This is a genomic window from Nocardia sp. JMUB6875 (genome assembly GCF_041154655.1).
In the GTDB taxonomy this organism is placed as follows: Bacteria; Actinomycetota; Actinomycetes; order Mycobacteriales; family Mycobacteriaceae; genus Nocardia.
The window spans coordinates 1-16,018 of record NZ_BAAFGR010000169.1; the positions used below are offsets into that span (position 1 = coordinate 1).

Annotated in this window: 15 protein-coding genes and 1 pseudogene; all 16 read left to right on the plus strand. The window is 68.5% G+C overall.

Features of this window, described 5'->3' with window-relative positions:
- Positions 1–99 precede the first annotated feature (99 nt).
- Entirely contained in the window at positions 100–735 is a 636-nt protein-coding gene (gene pyrR, locus ACAM49_RS32125) for a bifunctional pyr operon transcriptional regulator/uracil phosphoribosyltransferase PyrR (RefSeq protein WP_040809512.1), read from the plus strand.
- Positions 732–1,697: an aspartate carbamoyltransferase catalytic subunit gene (locus ACAM49_RS32130; RefSeq protein WP_369639317.1), complete on the plus strand. Its 966-nt coding sequence runs from the start codon at positions 732–734 to the stop codon at positions 1,695–1,697. The genes pyrR and ACAM49_RS32130 overlap by 4 nt, the downstream gene beginning before the upstream one ends.
- Positions 1,694–2,986, plus strand: coding sequence for a dihydroorotase (locus ACAM49_RS32135; protein WP_369639318.1), 1,293 nt, complete (start codon positions 1,694–1,696; stop codon positions 2,984–2,986). Before ACAM49_RS32130 ends, ACAM49_RS32135 begins: the two co-directional genes overlap by 4 nt.
- Before the next feature lie 29 nt (positions 2,987–3,015).
- Positions 3,016–3,516, plus strand: coding sequence for a hypothetical protein (locus tag ACAM49_RS32140; RefSeq protein ID WP_040809509.1), 501 nt, complete (start codon positions 3,016–3,018; stop codon positions 3,514–3,516).
- Complete coding sequence (carA, locus tag ACAM49_RS32145) at positions 3,513–4,631, plus strand: glutamine-hydrolyzing carbamoyl-phosphate synthase small subunit (RefSeq protein WP_369639319.1); 1,119 nt, start codon at positions 3,513–3,515, stop codon at positions 4,629–4,631. The genes ACAM49_RS32140 and carA overlap by 4 nt, the downstream gene beginning before the upstream one ends.
- A complete protein-coding gene (carB, locus tag ACAM49_RS32150) occupies positions 4,631–7,936 on the plus strand; it encodes a carbamoyl-phosphate synthase large subunit (protein WP_369639320.1) in 3,306 nt (1,101 codons plus the stop codon). Before carA ends, carB begins: the two co-directional genes overlap by 1 nt.
- Positions 7,933–8,757: an orotidine-5'-phosphate decarboxylase gene (gene pyrF / locus ACAM49_RS32155; protein WP_369639321.1), complete on the plus strand. Its 825-nt coding sequence runs from the start codon at positions 7,933–7,935 to the stop codon at positions 8,755–8,757. The genes carB and pyrF overlap by 4 nt, the downstream gene beginning before the upstream one ends.
- 101 nt (positions 8,758–8,858) lie before the next feature.
- Positions 8,859–9,713 (plus strand): patatin-like phospholipase family protein, encoded by an 855-nt coding sequence (locus ACAM49_RS32160; RefSeq protein WP_369639322.1) that lies wholly within the window; start codon positions 8,859–8,861, stop codon positions 9,711–9,713.
- A gap of 52 nt (positions 9,714–9,765) precedes the next feature.
- Entirely contained in the window at positions 9,766–10,395 is a 630-nt protein-coding gene (locus ACAM49_RS32165; protein WP_369639323.1) for a LysE family translocator, read from the plus strand.
- A 62-nt stretch (positions 10,396–10,457) separates the two neighbouring features.
- Positions 10,458–10,886, plus strand: a complete 429-nt coding sequence (locus ACAM49_RS32170; RefSeq protein WP_051178712.1) for a VOC family protein — start codon at positions 10,458–10,460, stop codon at positions 10,884–10,886.
- Positions 10,887–11,476: 590 nt separating this feature from the next.
- A complete protein-coding gene (gene mihF, locus ACAM49_RS32175) occupies positions 11,477–11,800 on the plus strand; it encodes an integration host factor, actinobacterial type (protein ID WP_033086940.1) in 324 nt (107 codons plus the stop codon).
- A gap of 7 nt (positions 11,801–11,807) precedes the next feature.
- Positions 11,808–12,392 (plus strand): guanylate kinase, encoded by a 585-nt coding sequence (gene gmk, locus ACAM49_RS32180; protein WP_040809504.1) that lies wholly within the window; start codon positions 11,808–11,810, stop codon positions 12,390–12,392.
- A 73-nt stretch (positions 12,393–12,465) separates the two neighbouring features.
- Complete coding sequence (rpoZ, locus tag ACAM49_RS32185; RefSeq protein WP_033086942.1) at positions 12,466–12,744, plus strand: DNA-directed RNA polymerase subunit omega; 279 nt, start codon at positions 12,466–12,468, stop codon at positions 12,742–12,744.
- 7 nt (positions 12,745–12,751) lie between these two features.
- Entirely contained in the window at positions 12,752–13,972 is a 1,221-nt protein-coding gene (gene coaBC, locus ACAM49_RS32190) for a bifunctional phosphopantothenoylcysteine decarboxylase/phosphopantothenate--cysteine ligase CoaBC (protein ID WP_369639324.1), read from the plus strand.
- Positions 13,973–14,171: 199 nt separating this feature from the next.
- Positions 14,172–15,386 carry a methionine adenosyltransferase gene (gene metK, locus ACAM49_RS32195; protein ID WP_040809502.1) on the plus strand — a complete coding sequence of 405 codons (1,215 nt, stop codon included), beginning with the start codon at positions 14,172–14,174 and terminating at the stop codon, positions 15,384–15,386.
- 81 nt (positions 15,387–15,467) lie between these two features.
- A pseudogene (locus tag ACAM49_RS32200) lies at positions 15,468–16,018 on the plus strand (primosomal protein N'); the annotation flags it as partial.

Sequence of the window (16,018 nt, forward strand, 5' to 3'; positions counted from 1 at the left end):
GGGGGTGCGGGGTCGGGGGCCGGTCGGCGCGCTGGTAGGGTTGCCGCTCGAAAGACATCCTTTAACGGACCGTCCCGTGAGGCGGGGAAGGAGGTCGGCATGGCTGTGCCCGAAGACCGGGCGGCCAAGTCGGGCGCTGGTGAGTTCTCGCAGCGGCACGATCCGGACCGGGTCGAGACCGGACGCGAGCTGCTTTCCGATTCGGATGTCGGCCGGACGATCGCGCGCATGGCGCACCAGATCATCGAGAAGACGGCCCTGGACTCCGGCGACCCGGCCGTTGCTCGCGTGGTGCTGATCGGAATCCCCACCCGCGGAACCACACTCGCCCATCGTCTGGCGGGCCGGATCGAGGAATTCTCCGGCGTGCGCCCCGCGATCGGCTCCCTGGACATCACCCTCTACCGCGACGACCTGCGCTCCAAGCCGCATCGTCCGCTCGAGCGCACCTCGGTGCCCGAGGGCGGGATCGAGGACGCGCTGGTGGTACTGGTCGACGATGTCCTGTTCTCCGGCCGCACCGTCCGCTCCGCGCTGGACGGCCTGCGCGATCTGGGCCGCCCGCGCGCGGTGCAGCTCGCCGTGCTCATCGATCGCGGCCATCGCGAACTCCCCATCCGCGCCGACTATGTCGGCAAGAACGTTCCCACCGCCCGCACCGAGGACATCTCGGTACTGCTGCGCGAGCACGACGGACGCGACGGCGTGTACCTGCGTCAGGAGAGTGACAAGTGAAGCATCTGCTGTCGGTCACCGACCTGGACCGCGAGGCCGCCACCGGTTTGCTGGACGAGGCGGAGCGCTTCGAGCAGGCGCTGCTGGGCCGCGAGGTCAAGAAGCTGCCGACGCTGCGCGGGCGCACGGTCATGACGGTGTTCTTCGAGAACTCCACCCGCACCCGCGTCTCCTTCGAGGTGGCGGGCAAGTGGATGAGCGCCGACGTCATCAATGTGAGCGCGTCGAGTTCCTCTGTCTCCAAGGGCGAATCGCTGCGCGATACCGCGCTGACCCTGCACGCGGCGGGCGCGGACGCGCTCATCGTGCGGCACCCGGCTTCCGGCGCGGCCCATCAGATCGCGCGCTGGTTCGCCGAAATGGACGAGGCCGCAAGCGGTTACGCCGGTCCCGGCCCCGCGATCATCAATGCCGGTGACGGCATGCACGAGCACCCCACCCAGGCGCTGCTGGACGCGCTGACCCTGCGTCAGCGCCTCGGCGACCTGGAGGGTAAGCGGGTCGTGCTGGTCGGCGACATCCTGCACAGCCGGGTGGCGCGCTCGAATGCGTTCCTGCTCAACACCCTCGGCGCCGAAGTGGTCCTGGTCGCGCCGCGCACCCTGCTGCCGGTCGGCGTCGAGGCCTGGCCGGTGCGGATCTCCGATTCCCTGGACGCCGAGCTGCCGGGCGCGGACGCGGTCATGATGCTGCGCGTGCAGGCCGAGCGCATGAACGGCGGCTTCTTCCCGTCGGCGCGCGAGTACTCGATCCGCTACGGCCTCAACGAGCGCCGCATGAAGATGCTCGACGAGAACGCGGTGGTCCTGCACCCGGGTCCGATGCTGCGCGGCATGGAAATCGGCTACACGGTCGCGGATTCCCCGCAGGCGGCCGTGCTGCAGCAGGTCAACAACGGGGTTCATATGCGTATGGCGGTGCTGTTCCGCCTGCTGGTCGGAACCGACGAGGTGGTGGCATGAGCGTCCTGATCAAGAATGTCCGTCTGTACGGCGAAGGCGACCCCGTCGACGTGCTGCTCGCCGACGGCGAGATCCGCGAGATCGGCGCGGGCCTGAAGGCCGACGACGCCGAAATCGTCGACGGCACCGGGCAGTTCCTGCTGCCGGGCTTCATCGACCTACACACCCACCTGCGCGAGCCGGGCCGCGAGGACACCGAGACCATCGAAACCGGTTCCGCCGCAGCGGCTCTGGGCGGCTACACCGGTGTGTTCGCCATGGCCAACACCAGCCCGGTCGCCGACAACGCGGTCATCACCGACCACGTGTGGAAGCGCGGCCAGGAGGTCGGCCTGGTCGACGTGTACCCGGTCGGCGCGGTCACCGTGGGCCTCGAGGGCAAGCAGCTCGCCGAAATGGGCACCATGGCAACCGGTCTCGGCCAGGTGCGCATGTTCTCCGACGACGGCATGTGCGTCTACGACCCGCTGATCATGCGCCGCGCGCTGGAGTACGCGAACTCCCTGGGCGTGCTCATCGCCCAGCACGCGGAGGAGCCGCGCCTGACCAAGGGCGCTGTGGCGCACGAGGGTCCGACCGCCTCGCGCCTGGGCCTGGCCGGGTGGCCGCGCGCCGCCGAGGAGTCCATCGTGGCCCGCGACGCGCTGCTGGCCCGCGATGCCGGCGCCCGCGTGCACATCTGCCACGCCTCCACCGCGGGCACCGTCGAACTGCTGAAATGGGCCAAGGCCCAGGGTATTTCGATCACCGCCGAGGTGACGCCGCACCACCTGCTGCTCGACGACTCGCGCCTCGAGACCTATGACGCGGTCAACCGGGTGAACCCGCCGCTGCGCGAATCCTCCGATGTGGCCGCGCTGCGCCAGGCTCTGGCGGAGGGTGTCATCGACTGTGTGGCCACCGACCACGCCCCGCACGCCGACCAGGACAAGTGCTGCGAATTCGCCGCCGCCCGTCCCGGCATGCTCGGCCTGGAGACCGCGCTGTCGATCATCGTGGCGACCATGGTCGAGCCGGGCCTGCTCGACTGGCGCGGTGTCGCCAAGGTGATGAGCGAGAACCCCGCACGAATCGTTGGCCTGGACGATCAGGGCCGCCCGCTCGCGGTGGGTGAACCCGCGAACGTGGTGCTGATCGACCCGGCCGCCGAATGGACGGTGGAGGCGAAGGAACTCGCCTCGATCGCCCGCAACACGCCCTACCAGGCGATGACCCTGCCCGCGAAGGTGACCGCCACCTTCCTGCGCGGCCGGGCCACCGTCCGGGACGGCAAGATCGTCGCCGGTTAGCGGCGGGTGGGGAACCGAGGAGGACCGTAATGGAGCGCACGCTGCAAGTGGTGGTGTTGCTGGCGCTGTTCGCCGGATGCCTGGGGCTCATGTACTGGGCCTGGACCGGTAGGGCCAAGAAGCAGGCGAACGCGATCGGCGAACTGCCGCCGATTCCGGCCGACTGCGGCGCGCAGCTGCTGGAGCCCACCACGGGGCTCTACCTCGGCAGCACCCTCGCCCCCAGCTGGATTCAGCGAATCACGGTGGGCGACCTGGGTTTCCGCGCCACCGCGGAACTCACTCGATTCGAGCGCGGCATCCTCCTGGAACGGGATGGCGCGGCGACGATCTGGATTCCCCAGGAATCCATTACCGCGGTGCGCGCCGAGCGCGGGCACGCGGGCAAAGTTATGACCGAAGACGGTGTGCTGGTGATTCGCTGGACATTGCCGACCGGGACCGAGGTGGATACCGGTTTCCGCGGCGATGACAAGGACGTTTACCCGGCATGGACCGGAGCAGCTACGAAGACGGGAGACGAGGCATGAGCAGCGGCGATACCGCAGTGATGGTGCTCGAGGACGGCCGCGTGTTCCGCGGGACGACCTTCGGCGCCGTCGGACAGACTTTGGGTGAGGCGGTGTTCTGCACCGCCATGACCGGGTACCAGGAGACCCTGACCGACCCCAGCTACGACCGCCAGATCGTGGTGGCCACCGCGCCCCAGATCGGCAACACCGGCTGGAACGACGAGGACGACGAGTCCGGCAAGATCTGGGTCGCCGGGTACGCCGTGCGCGACCCCGCGCGCCGCGCCTCCAACTGGCGCTCCAAGCGCACCCTGCAGGCCGAGCTGGAGAACCAGAACGTGGTCGGCATCGCGGGCATCGACACCCGGGCCCTGGTGCGGCACTTGCGCACGCGCGGTTCCATGAAGGCCGGCATCTTCTCCGGCGAGTCCCTCGCCGACTACGAGGAGATGCTCGCCCGGGTCAACGGCCAGCCCTCCATGCTGGGCGCGGACCTGGCCGGTGAGGTCTCCACCGACGAGATGTACACCATCGACCCGGTCGGCGAGCACCGATTCACCGTGGTCGCGGTCGACCTGGGCATCAAGTCCAACACCCCGCGCATGTTCGCCCAGCGCGGCATGCGGGTGCACGTGGTCCCGTCCAACGTGACCTTCGACCAGATCAAGGAACTCAACCCCAACGGTGTGTTCCTGTCCAACGGCCCGGGCGACCCGGCCACCCAGGACGCCATGGTGGCCCTGACCCAGCAGGTGCTGGGCGAGGACATCCCGCTGTTCGGCATCTGCTTCGGCAACCAGATCCTGGGCCGCGCCTTCGGGCGCAACACCTACAAGATGAAGTTCGGCCACCGCGGCATCAATGTGCCGGTCGTCGAGCATCATTCGGGCCGCATCTCGATCACCGCGCAGAACCACGGCTTCGCCTTGGAAGGCGAGCGCGGCGAGGTGTTCGACACCCCGTTCGGCAAGGCCGAGGTCTCCCATGTCTGCGCCAACGACGGTGTCGTCGAAGGTGTTCAGCTGGTGTCCGGCCGCGCCTTCTCCGTGCAGTACCACCCCGAGGCCGCGGCGGGCCCCCACGACGCCGCCTACCTGTTCGACCGCTTTGCCATGCTGATGGAAGGAGCCTGATGCCACGCCGCACCGACCTCAACCACATCCTGGTGATCGGCTCGGGCCCGATCGTCATCGGCCAGGCTTGCGAGTTCGACTACTCGGGAACCCAGGCGTGTCGCGTCCTGCGGTCGGAGGGCCTGCGCGTGTCGCTGGTCAACTCCAACCCGGCGACCATCATGACCGACCCGGAGTTCGCCGACTCGACCTATGTCGAACCGATCACCTGGGAATTCGTCGAGAAGGTCATCGCCAAGGAGCGCCCCGACGCCATCCTCGCCACCCTGGGCGGGCAGACCGCGCTCAATTGCGCTGTCGCCCTGCACGAGAACGGCATCCTGGAGAAGTACGGCGTCGAGCTGATCGGCGCCGACTTCGAGGCCATCCAGCGCGGTGAGGACCGCCAGAAGTTCAAGGACATCGTCGCCAAGGTCGGCGGCGAATCCGCCCGCTCCAAGGTCTGCTACACCATGGCCGAGGTCCGCGAAACCGTTGCCGAACTGGGCTTCCCGGTCGTCGTGCGCCCCTCGTTCACCATGGGCGGCCTGGGCTCGGGCATGGCCTACAACGACGAGGACCTCGACCGCATCGCCGGTGGCGGCCTGGCCGCCTCGCCCACCGCGAACGTGCTCATCGAGGAATCCATCCTGGGCTGGAAGGAATTCGAGCTCGAGCTCATGCGCGACGGCAAGGACAATGTCGTCATCGTCTGCTCGATCGAGAACGTGGACCCGATGGGCGTGCACACCGGTGACTCGGTCACCGTCGCCCCGGCCATGACCCTCACCGACCGCGAATACCAGAAGATGCGCGATCTGGGCATCGCCATCCTGCGCGAGGTCGGCGTCGACACCGGCGGCTGCAACATCCAGTTCGCGGTGGACCCGCGCGACGGCCGCCTGATCGTCATCGAGATGAACCCGCGCGTCTCGCGGTCGTCCGCATTGGCTTCCAAGGCAACGGGTTTCCCGATCGCCAAGATCGCCGCCAAGCTGGCCATCGGCTACACCCTCGACGAGATCCTCAACGACATCACCGGCGAGACCCCGGCCTGCTTCGAGCCGACCCTCGACTACGTGGTCGTGAAGGCCCCGCGCTTCGCGTTCGAGAAGTTCCCGGGCGCCGACCCGACGCTGACCACCACCATGAAGTCGGTCGGCGAGGCGATGTCCATGGGCCGCAACTTCTCCGAGGCGCTGGGCAAGGTGCTGCGCTCGCTCGAGACCAAGGCCACCGGCTTCTGGACCCAGCCCGACGGTGAATGGACCGACGTGCAGGCCATTCTCGACGATCTGAAGGTGCCCACCGAGGGCCGCATCTACCAGGTGGAGCGCGCGCTGCGCCTGGGCGCGAGCATCGAGGACGTGGCCGCCGCCTCCGGCATCGACCCCTGGTTCGTGGCCGAGGTCGCCGGGCTGGTCGAGCTGCGCCAGGAGATCCTCGACGCCCCCGTGCTGGACGAGCCGCTGCTGCGCAACGCCAAGCACTACGGCCTCTCCGATCGCCAGATCGCCGCGCTGCGACCGGAACTCGCGGGTGAGGGCGGCGTGCGCGAGCTGCGCCACCGCCTCAACATCCGCCCGGTGTTCAAGACCGTCGACACCTGCGCCGCCGAGTTCGAGGCCAAGACCCCGTACCACTACTCGGCCTACGAGCTGGATCCCGCCGCGGAATCCGAAGTGGCGCCGCAGCGGGAGCGCGAGAAGGTCATCATCCTGGGCTCCGGCCCCAACCGCATCGGCCAGGGCATCGAGTTCGACTACTCGTGTGTCCATGCGGCACAGACGCTTTCGGATGCGGGCTACGAGACCATCATGGTCAACTGCAATCCGGAGACCGTGTCGACCGACTACGACACCGCCGACCGCCTCTACTTCGAGCCGCTCACCTTCGAGGATGTCCTCGAGGTGTACCACGCCGAAACCGAGTCCGGCACCGTCGCGGGCGTCATCTGCCAGCTCGGCGGCCAGACCCCGCTGAGCCTCGCCCAGCGCCTGACCGATGCGGGCGTGCCCGTGGTCGGCACCTCGGCGGCGGCCATCGACCTGGCCGAGGACCGCGGCGAGTTCGGCGATGTGCTTGTGGCGGCTGGTCTTCCGGCTCCGAAGTACGGCACCGCCACCACGTTCCCGCAGGCGAAGAAGATCGCCAACGAGATCGGTTACCCGGTGCTGGTGCGTCCGTCCTACGTGCTGGGCGGCCGCGGCATGGAGATCGTCTACGACGAGAAGTCCCTGGAGGACTACATCTCCCGCGCCACCGAGATCACCCCGGACCACCCGGTGCTGGTCGACCGGTTCCTGGAGGACGCCATCGAGATCGACGTCGACGCCCTGTGCGACGGCGAGGAGGTCTACCTGGGCGGCGTCATGGAGCACATCGAGGAGGCCGGTATCCACTCCGGTGACTCGGCGTGCGCCCTGCCCCCGATCACCCTGGGCCGCAGCGATATCGAGGCCGTGCGCCGCTCCACCGCCGCGCTCGCCCAGGGCATCGGCGTGAAGGGCCTGCTGAACGTGCAGTACGCGCTCAAGGACGATGTGCTCTACGTCCTCGAGGCCAACCCGCGCGCCAGCCGCACCGTGCCGTTCGTGTCCAAGGCCACCGCGGTGCCGCTCGCGAAGGCCGCGGCCCGAATCGCGTTGGGCGCCACCATCGCCGAGCTGCGCAAGGAGGGCCTGCTCCCGGCCGAGGGCGACGGCGGCTACGCGCCGATCGACGCTCCGGTCGCGGTCAAGGAAGCCGTCCTGCCGTTCCACCGCTTCCGTCGCCCCGACGGCAGCGGCATCGATTCGCTGCTGTCCCCGGAGATGAAGTCCACCGGCGAGGTCATGGGCATCGACGCCGACTTCGGCACCGCCTTCGCCAAGTCGCAGTCCGCCGCCTACGGTTCGCTGCCGACCGAGGGCACCGCCTTCGTGTCCATCGCCAACCGCGACAAGCGGGCCATGGTGTTCCCGGTCAAGCGCCTGCACGATCTGGGCTTCCGCATCCTGGCCACCGAGGGCACCGCGGAGATGCTGCGCCGCAACGGCATTCCGTGCGATCGGGTGCGCAAGCACTCCGACGACGCCACCGATCAGGCCAGCATCGTGGACATGATCAAGGACGGCGACGTCGACATCGTGTTCAACACCCCGTACGGCAATAACGGTCCGCGCGTGGACGGTTACGAGATCCGCACCGCCGCGGTCGGCGCGAACATCCCGTGCATCACCACCGTGCAGGGTGCGGCCGCGGCCGTGCAGGGCATCGAGGCCACCATTCGCGGTGGCATCGGCGTGCGGTCGCTGCAGGAACTGCACGCGGTGCTGCGCGGATGACGACATTCGGTGTGCGGCTGAAGGAGTCGATGCGCGAGCACGGCCCGCTGTGCGTGGGCATCGACCCGCACCCGCCGTTGCTGCGGGCCTGGGGCTTCAGCGAGGACGCCGCGGGCGTGGCGAAGTTCGCCGACGTCTGCGTGCGCGCCTTCGCGGGCCGGGTGGCGCTGGTCAAGCCGCAGGTCGCGTTCTTCGAGACCTACGGCTCGGCCGGAATCCTGGTGTTGGAGGAGACGATTGCCGCGCTGCGGTCGGCGGGCACCCTGGTGCTGGCCGACGCCAAGCGCGGCGATATCGGCTCCACCATGGACGCCTACGCCCACGCCTGGCTCGGCGACGGGCCCCTGGGCACCGACGCGGTCACCGTCTCGCCCTACCTCGGATTCGGTGCGCTCGCACCGGCTCTGGAGCTGGCCAAGGCCAATGACCGCGGCGTGTTCGTGCTGGCCGCCACCTCCAACCCGGAGGCGGTCGAACTGCAGAACATCACCGGCCCCGACGGCCGCACCATCGCCCAGCGCATGGTCGACGACGCGGCCGCCGCCAACGCCGGACCCGAATTCGGTTCCGTCGGCGTGGTCATCGGCGCGACCCTGGACTCCGCGCCGAACCTGAGCCATCTCAACGGCCCGATCCTCATGCCCGGCGTCGGCGCGCAGGGCGGGGGAGCGGACTCCATCCGGAAACTGGTCCCCGAGAGCGATCTCGACGCGGTCCTGCCGAATGTCTCACGCGAGGTGCTCAAGGCGGGTCCGACGGTCTCCGCACTGAAGGAGAAGGTCGCCGAACTGGCCGCCGAATTCGCCTTCCTGCAGCACTGATTCACCGAACGACAGCCTCGCGGCACCGGACACTGTCCGGTGCCGCGAGCTTGTCGGAGGAAGCTTCTCCGCTTGCCGGTCTGCCCGGATACAGTGGCAGCATGTCTGCCGCGATGCCGCCCAATGGAATTCGTCATGCGCTGGTGCTCGGGGGAGGTGGCGCGGTCGGCCTGAGCTGGATGGCGGGCGTCGTCATCGGCCTGCGCGAGGCGGGGGTGGATCTCACGCTGGCCGAACGCATTGTCGGCACCTCGGCGGGCGCGGTCGTCGGCGCGGCGATCGCCGCCGAGGTCGATCTGAGCCTGCTGCTGCGCCGCCCGTCGGCGGACAATCCGGAGGCCCCACCGATCAACTTCGACCCCAACGCCTTCGGCGAGATCATGGGCATCCTGGCCACCCCGGGCCTGGACGCGAACGAGGCCCGCCGCCGCGCCGGTGCCCGCGCCCTGGAGATGACCGCCGGTATCGACCCCGCCGACCACATCGCCCGCATCGGCGGCTTCGTCGGCCACACCGATTGGCCCCGCCGCGATCTCCGGATCACCGCCTGCAGTGTCACCACCGGCGAACTCCAGGTCTGGACCCCGGACGGCAAGGCCACCCTCCCCGAGGCCCTCGCCGCCAGCACCTCGGTCCCCGGCGTCTTCCCGCCCATTCCGATCGACGGCACCTTCTACATCGACGGCGGCATGCGCTCACCCATCAACGCCGACCTCGCCGCCGGCGCCGAACGTATCCTCATCATCGAACCGCTGGCCCACCTGTTCCCGCACAGCCCGTCCGACCGCGACCTGGGCGGCGCGGCAACGACTTTCATCGTTCCCGACGCGGGCGCGATCGCCGCCTACGGTCCGGATCTGTTCAACACCGCGGCCCTGCAGCCTGCCTACGAGGCGGGCTTCCGCCAGGGCAAGGAGGCCGCCGCGGCCGTGCGGGAGATCTGGCCGGCCGCCTGAACCGAGAACTCGGGTCTGACGAAGAACCGGCGCGCCCGCGTAGGGTGGCCGGGTGCTGTCGCTCACCGAAATTCTCACGCTCGCCGGGGTGATCGTCCTCGGCTCCATGTCACCCGGGCCGGATTTCCTGATCGTGCTGCGGAATTCGGTGGTCTCGGGCCGCCGCGCGGGCATCGCGTGTTCGGGCGGGATCGCGGCCGGGGTGTTCGTGTGGGCGCTGGTGACGGCGATCGGGGTGGCCGGGCTGCTGGCGGCCTCGGCCGAGGCGTACACGGTGGTGAAGCTGGTCGGCGCGATCTATCTGGCGTTCATCGGGATTCGCGCGCTGCTGGCCGCGCGGCGCGGGGACTACCGGCCCGATCCGGACGCGGCCGCGAACCGCCGCGGCGTGCTGGTGGCCTTCCGGCAGGGCCTGCTCACCAACCTGCTCAACCCCAAGTGCGCGGTGTTCTTCATCGCACTGGTCCCGCAGTTCCTGCCCGCGCACCCCTCCGCGCTGGGCACCCTCGAACTGGCCGTTGTGTGCACGGTCGCCAACCTGTGCTGGTTCATCACGCTGTCCGTCGGCGTGGGCATGCTGCGGAAGGTGTTCACCCGCCGCCGGGTGCGCCGCGCCCTCGACGCCGCCATGGGCACCTTCATGGTCGGTCTGGGCCTGCGAATCGCCATGGAGAGCAACTGATTCCACCCCGCCGCCGGGCGCTAGTCTGACGCAGACCGCTCGGTAGAAAGGTGGGATTTCTCATGTCCGACGCCGCCCTCGGCCTCGTCTCCTACGGCCAAACACGGGTTCTCGTGGACGATTTCGCGTCCAGCTATCGCTTCTATCGCGACGTGCTGGGACTGCCGCTCAAGCACGAAACGCCGGGGGACGTACCCGAATCCGATGACGGCCCCTACGCCTGCTTCAGCCTCGACGGACGCGATCTGGCGCTGTTCACGCGCGCCTATCAGGACGCGGCGATCGGGGCCGAGCACCGCCCGCGCGACGGCGTCGACGGCGTGGTCGTCGTGCTGCGCGTCACCGATGTCGACAAGGCCACGGCGGTCGTGCGCGAGCGCGGCGCGCAGATCGTCGCCGAGCCCGTCGATCAACCCGCGTGGGGGATGCGCGTCGCGCACCTGCGCGCGCCCGAAGGCACTCTGATCGAGTTCTGTCAGTACGACGACTGACCCTTCGCGTGTTCGCCCACCGCGAACAGATCGAACGCTTGTCCTGATCGCGCGTCTCACTGTCGCGCACCCTCGGGGGCCGTTACGGGTTGCGCGGCCCCCGTTTCGCGTCCCAGCGTGCGTGCCAGGGCCCGAAACAGGCCGTCCAGGCGCTGATCCGGGCCCGCACACCCTGTCCTACCTGCACCGGAACCATGTCGGAATTGTGTGTTTCACGACCGCTCCGACCACCCCGCGTGACGCGCGACACGCGGTACGGAATCGAACGACACGCCGAGAAATTCAAGAAAAATCCAGGTCGCGAGATTACAGCTCGGTCACGGTTTCATCCGGGGCCAGTCCGACCCTTGTGCGACCCTGTCAAGTTTCCGAAAAAGCCCTGGCTGCAAGGATATTCGTGGCCCCCGCGAGCGGATTCCCGCGGCCGCTTGCACACGGCTCACGGGCCCGCCCATCCGGCCCGGTCGCGCGCCGAATCACGCGCTGACCTGGGGGGTGGGTTCGCAATCGGCAAGCGTCGTGGGTACGGTCGCTGAGACCACCGGGTTACCGGAGGTAGATCAAGCAATGAACGATGAGACGGAGGAACCGTGGCCCTTCCCCAGCTGACTGACGAGCAGCGCGCCGCTGCTTTGGAGAAGGCGGCTGCCGCTCGCCGCGCTCGGGCGGAGCTCAAGGAGCGCTTGAAGCGTGGTGGCACCGATCTGAAGACGGTCCTTGCGGACGCCGAGAAGGACGAAGTCCTCGGCAAGATGAAGGTTTCGGCTCTGCTCGAGGCCCTGCCGAAGGTCGGCAAGGTCAAGGCGGCCGAGATCATGAGCGAACTGGAGATCGCTCCCACCCGCCGCCTGCGCGGACTGGGCGACCGGCAGCGTAAGGCGCTGCTTGCCCGGTTCGACTTCAGCGCCGAATAATCCGAGGGTGGTCGAACACACTCGGAAGGGTCGACTGGTAGTCCTGGTCGGCCCCTCGGCCGTCGGCAAGTCCACCGTCGTGCGCTGCGTGCGCGAACGACTGCCCGAATTGGTATTCAGTGTGTCGGCCACCACCCGGGCTCCGCGGCCCGGGGAGGTCGACGGCCAGGACTACCGATTCGTCACCCGCGAGAAGTTCGACGCCATGATCGAGGCGGGCGAACTGCTCGAATGGGCCGATATCCACGGTGGACTGCAGCGGTCGGGCACCCCGGCCGCACCTGTGCGGGAAGCGATCGCGACCGGACATCATGTCCTGATCGAGGTTGACCTCGAGGGCGCGCGCTCGATCCGCAAGACCATGCCGGAGGCCAAACTGGTCTTCCTGGCCCCGCCCAGCTGGGACGAGCTGGTGTCCCGCCTGACCTCACGCGGGACGGAATCGCCCGAGGTGATCGAGCGTCGGCTACAGACCGCTCGTACCGAATTGGCTGCATGTGACGAGTTCGACATCGTCATCGTGAACGACCACGTGACCAGCGCCTGCGAGCAGTTGGTATCGTTGTTCGTTAGCACAAATTCGGGATCCTAGGTTCCGAACGCCGACTCGTCTTGCAAGAGAGTCGGAATCCATCCTTCCGAACAACCCCGCAGGAGCCTTCCTAGTGAGTACGGACATCAAGACCGTTCCCGCCTACGACACTCCGGTCGGCCTCACCAACCCGCCGATCGACGAACTGCTGGAGCGGACTTCGTCCAAGTACGCGCTCGTCATTTACGCGGCCAAGCGCGCCCGGCAGATCAACGACTACTACAACCAGCTCGGCGACGGCATTCTCGAATACGTCGGTCCGCTGGTCGAGCCGGGTCTGCAGGAGAAGCCGCTGTCGGTGGCCATGCGCGAGATCCACGCCGACCTGCTCGAGCACTCCGAAGGCGAGTAAAACCGCGGTGACCCGAGTCGTCGTCGGAGTCGGCGGCGGTATCGCTGCCTACAAGAGCTGCAACCTCGTGCGCCGGTTCACCGAAACCGGGCACGAGGTTCGTGTCATTCCCACCGAGTCGGCGCTGAACTTCGTCGGCAAGGCCACCTTCGAGGCGCTCTCCGGGCACCCCGTGCACACCGGCGTCTTCGCCGATGTGCCGGAGGTGCCGCACGTGCGTCTCGGCCAGGAGGCCGATCTGGTCGTCATCGCCCCCGCGACCGCGGACCTCATGGCCCGCGCCGCGCAGGGTCGCGCCGACGACCTGCTGACCGCGACGCTGTTGACCGCGCGATGTCCCGTTCTGTTCGCCCCGGCCATGCACACCGAGATGTGGGAGCACCCGGCCACCCGCGCGAACGTGGCGACGCTGCGCGCGCACGGCGCCGTGGTCATGGAACCCGCGTCGGGCCGGTTGACCGGAACCGACACCGGACCGGGCCGCCTGCCCGAGCCGGAGGAGATCTTCGGACTGGCCCGGCTGCTGCTCGAACGCGCCGACGCGCTGCCCCGCGACCTCGAGGGTCGCCGCGTCGTCGTCTCCGCGGGCGGCACCCGCGAACTGCTGGATCCCGTTCGCTTCCTTGGCAATCGGAGCTCCGGCAAGCAGGGCTACGCACTCGCGCGGCTGGCCGCCCAGCGTGGCGCGCAGGTGACATTGATCGCGGGCAATACCATCGGCCTGGACGCCCCGGCCGCGGTCGAGGTGGAGCACGTGACCACCGCCGAACAGCTCAAGGTGGCGGTCGACAAGCATGCGCTCGGCGCGGACGCGGTCATCATGGCCGCCGCGGTGGCGGACTTCCGCCCCGTGAACGTGGCGACCGCTAAGATCAAAAAGGGTGCGGGAGAACCGGATTCGATCGCGCTCACCAAGACACCGGATATCCTGGCCGGGTTGGTGCAAGCCCGTCGCGACGGGCACCTACCCGGTACCGCGATCGTCGGGTTCGCCGCCGAGACGGGGGACGAGCACGCTGATGTGCTCACCCACGCCCGGGCCAAACTGGCCCGCAAAGGCTGCGACCTGCTGGTCGTGAATGCCGTCGGGGAGGGGAAGGCCTTCGAGGTCGACACCAACGACGGCTGGTTGCTCGGCGCCGACGGCACCGAGATCGCCCTGGACCACGGGTCCAAGGCCCTACTGGCTAGCCGGGTGCTGGACGCACTCGGCCCCTTGCTCCGCTGAAGCCTCGGCACCGCAGGGTTCAGACAGTCGCCGTGATAGGCACGGCAACTGTCTGAGTCACAATGTGTTCGTCATGGTGGCGGCCTCGCCACTGTGTCGAACATATTGGAATAACCTGAGACAAAGGGTTGTGCGATGGCGCGGAGACGCTACTGTCGCACCCCGATACGAGAAACCCGTTGAGGGAGAGGGAACAACTGTGCGCACGTCTGGCAGCCGCCTATTCACCAGTGAGTCGGTGACCGAAGGTCATCCCGACAAGATCTGTGATGCCATCAGCGATTCCATCCTCGACGCGTTGCTCGCGGCCGACCCGCGCAGCCGGGTCGCGGTGGAGACCCTGGTGACCACCGGTCAGGTGCACGTGGCCGGTGAGGTCACCACCTCGGCCTACGCCGATATCCCGACCATCGTTCGCGAGAAGGTCCTGGAGATCGGATACGACTCCTCCGCAAAGGGTTTCGACGGCGCGTCCTGCGGTGTGAACGTCGCCATCGGCGCGCAGTCGCCGGATATCGCCCAGGGCGTGGACACTTCGCACGAGGCCCGCGTCGGCGGCGAGGACGATGACATCGCGCGTCAGGGCGCGGGCGACCAGGGCCTGATGTTCGGCTACGCCACCATCGAGACCCCCGAGCTGATGCCGCTGCCGATCTCGCTGGCGCACAAGCTGTCCCGGCGCCTGACCGAGGTTCGCAAGTCCGGCGTGCTGCCGTACCTGCGTCCCGACGGCAAGACCCAGGTCACCATCGAATACGACGGCTCGATCCCCAAGCGGCTCGACACCGTCGTCATCTCGACCCAGCACGCGGCCGACATCGACCTCGACAACCTGCTCACCCCGGACATCCGGGAGAAGGTCGTCGACTCGGTGCTCGCCGAGCTGGAGCTGCCGAACCCCCTCGATACCTCCAATGTGCGACTGCTGGTCAACCCGACCGGCAAGTTCGTGCTCGGTGGCCCGATGGGTGACGCGGGCCTGACCGGCCGCAAGATCATCGTCGACACCTACGGCGGCATGGCCCGCCACGGTGGCGGCGCCTTCTCCGGCAAGGACCCGTCGAAGGTCGACCGCTCGGCCGCCTACGCCATGCGCTGGGTCGCCAAGAACGTCGTCGCCGCCGGCCTGGCCGAGCGGGTCGAGGTCCAGGTCGCCTACGCCATCGGCAAGGCGGCCCCGGTCGGCCTGTTCGTCGAGACCTTCGGCACCGAGCAGATCGACCCGCTCAAGATCTCCGACGCCATCGGTGAGGTCTTCGACCTGCGTCCCGGCGCGATCATCCGCGACCTGGACCTGCTGCGCCCGATCTACGCGCCGACCGCCGCCTACGGCCACTTCGGCCGCACCGACGTCGATCTGCCCTGGGAGCGCACCGACCGCGCGGAGAAGCTGCGCGCGGCCGCCGGGCTGTAATTGACCGGCACCCCACACCACTCGACGGGAGCGTCGGGCACGGAAACCCCTTCCGAGCCCGACGCTCCCGCCGTCGTTGGCATGACCCGGCCTATCGCCAGGGTCCTGCCTTTACTCGAACCCGCCCACCTGGACCGGGATTTCGACTACCTCGTTCCACCGGAGCTGGACGAACTCGCCCAACCCGGCGTTCGAGTCCGAGTCCGCTTCTCCGGCCGCCTTGTCGACGGCTATCTGCTGGAGCGCCTCGAAAAGTCCGATCACACCGGCAAACTCGTCCGCCTGGAGCGAGTCGTCTCCGGCGAGCGCGTCCTCACCCCCGAGATTCTGAAACTCGTGGCCGCGGTGGCCTCCCGCTACGCGGGTACCCGCGCCGATGTCCTCCGCCTCGCCATTCCACCCCGTCACGCCAAGGTCGAGACCGAGGGCATCGAGAAACCCGAAAAGCCCAAGCGCACTTCGAAGAAGGCGAAGGCGGCGGAGGAGGAGGTCGCCGACGAGGTTGTCGCGGAACCGGATCCGGTAGTCGAACCCGAAGTTTCTGTCCCGCAGCCGATCCCCGAGGAGTTTCCGGCGTGGGGGCGGTATGCGCACGGCCATTCGTTCCTGACCGCCCTGGCGGAGGGGCGGGG

What these genes read in the sequence shown, in the direction of transcription:
- pyrR (WP_040809512.1), top strand. Translation starts at nt 100, where the DNA reads ATGGCTGTGCCCGAAGACCGGGCGGCCAAGTCGGGCGCTGGTGAGTTC.
- ACAM49_RS32135 (WP_369639318.1), top strand. Translation starts at nt 1,694, where the DNA reads ATGAGCGTCCTGATCAAGAATGTCCGTCTGTACGGCGAAGGCGACCCC.
- ACAM49_RS32140 (WP_040809509.1), top strand. Translation starts at nt 3,016, where the DNA reads ATGGAGCGCACGCTGCAAGTGGTGGTGTTGCTGGCGCTGTTCGCCGGA.
- carA (WP_369639319.1), top strand. Translation starts at nt 3,513, where the DNA reads ATGAGCAGCGGCGATACCGCAGTGATGGTGCTCGAGGACGGCCGCGTG.
- carB (WP_369639320.1), top strand. Translation starts at nt 4,631, where the DNA reads ATGCCACGCCGCACCGACCTCAACCACATCCTGGTGATCGGCTCGGGC.
- pyrF (WP_369639321.1), top strand. Translation starts at nt 7,933, where the DNA reads ATGACGACATTCGGTGTGCGGCTGAAGGAGTCGATGCGCGAGCACGGC.
- ACAM49_RS32160 (WP_369639322.1), top strand. Translation starts at nt 8,859, where the DNA reads ATGTCTGCCGCGATGCCGCCCAATGGAATTCGTCATGCGCTGGTGCTC.
- ACAM49_RS32170 (WP_051178712.1), top strand. Translation starts at nt 10,458, where the DNA reads ATGTCCGACGCCGCCCTCGGCCTCGTCTCCTACGGCCAAACACGGGTT.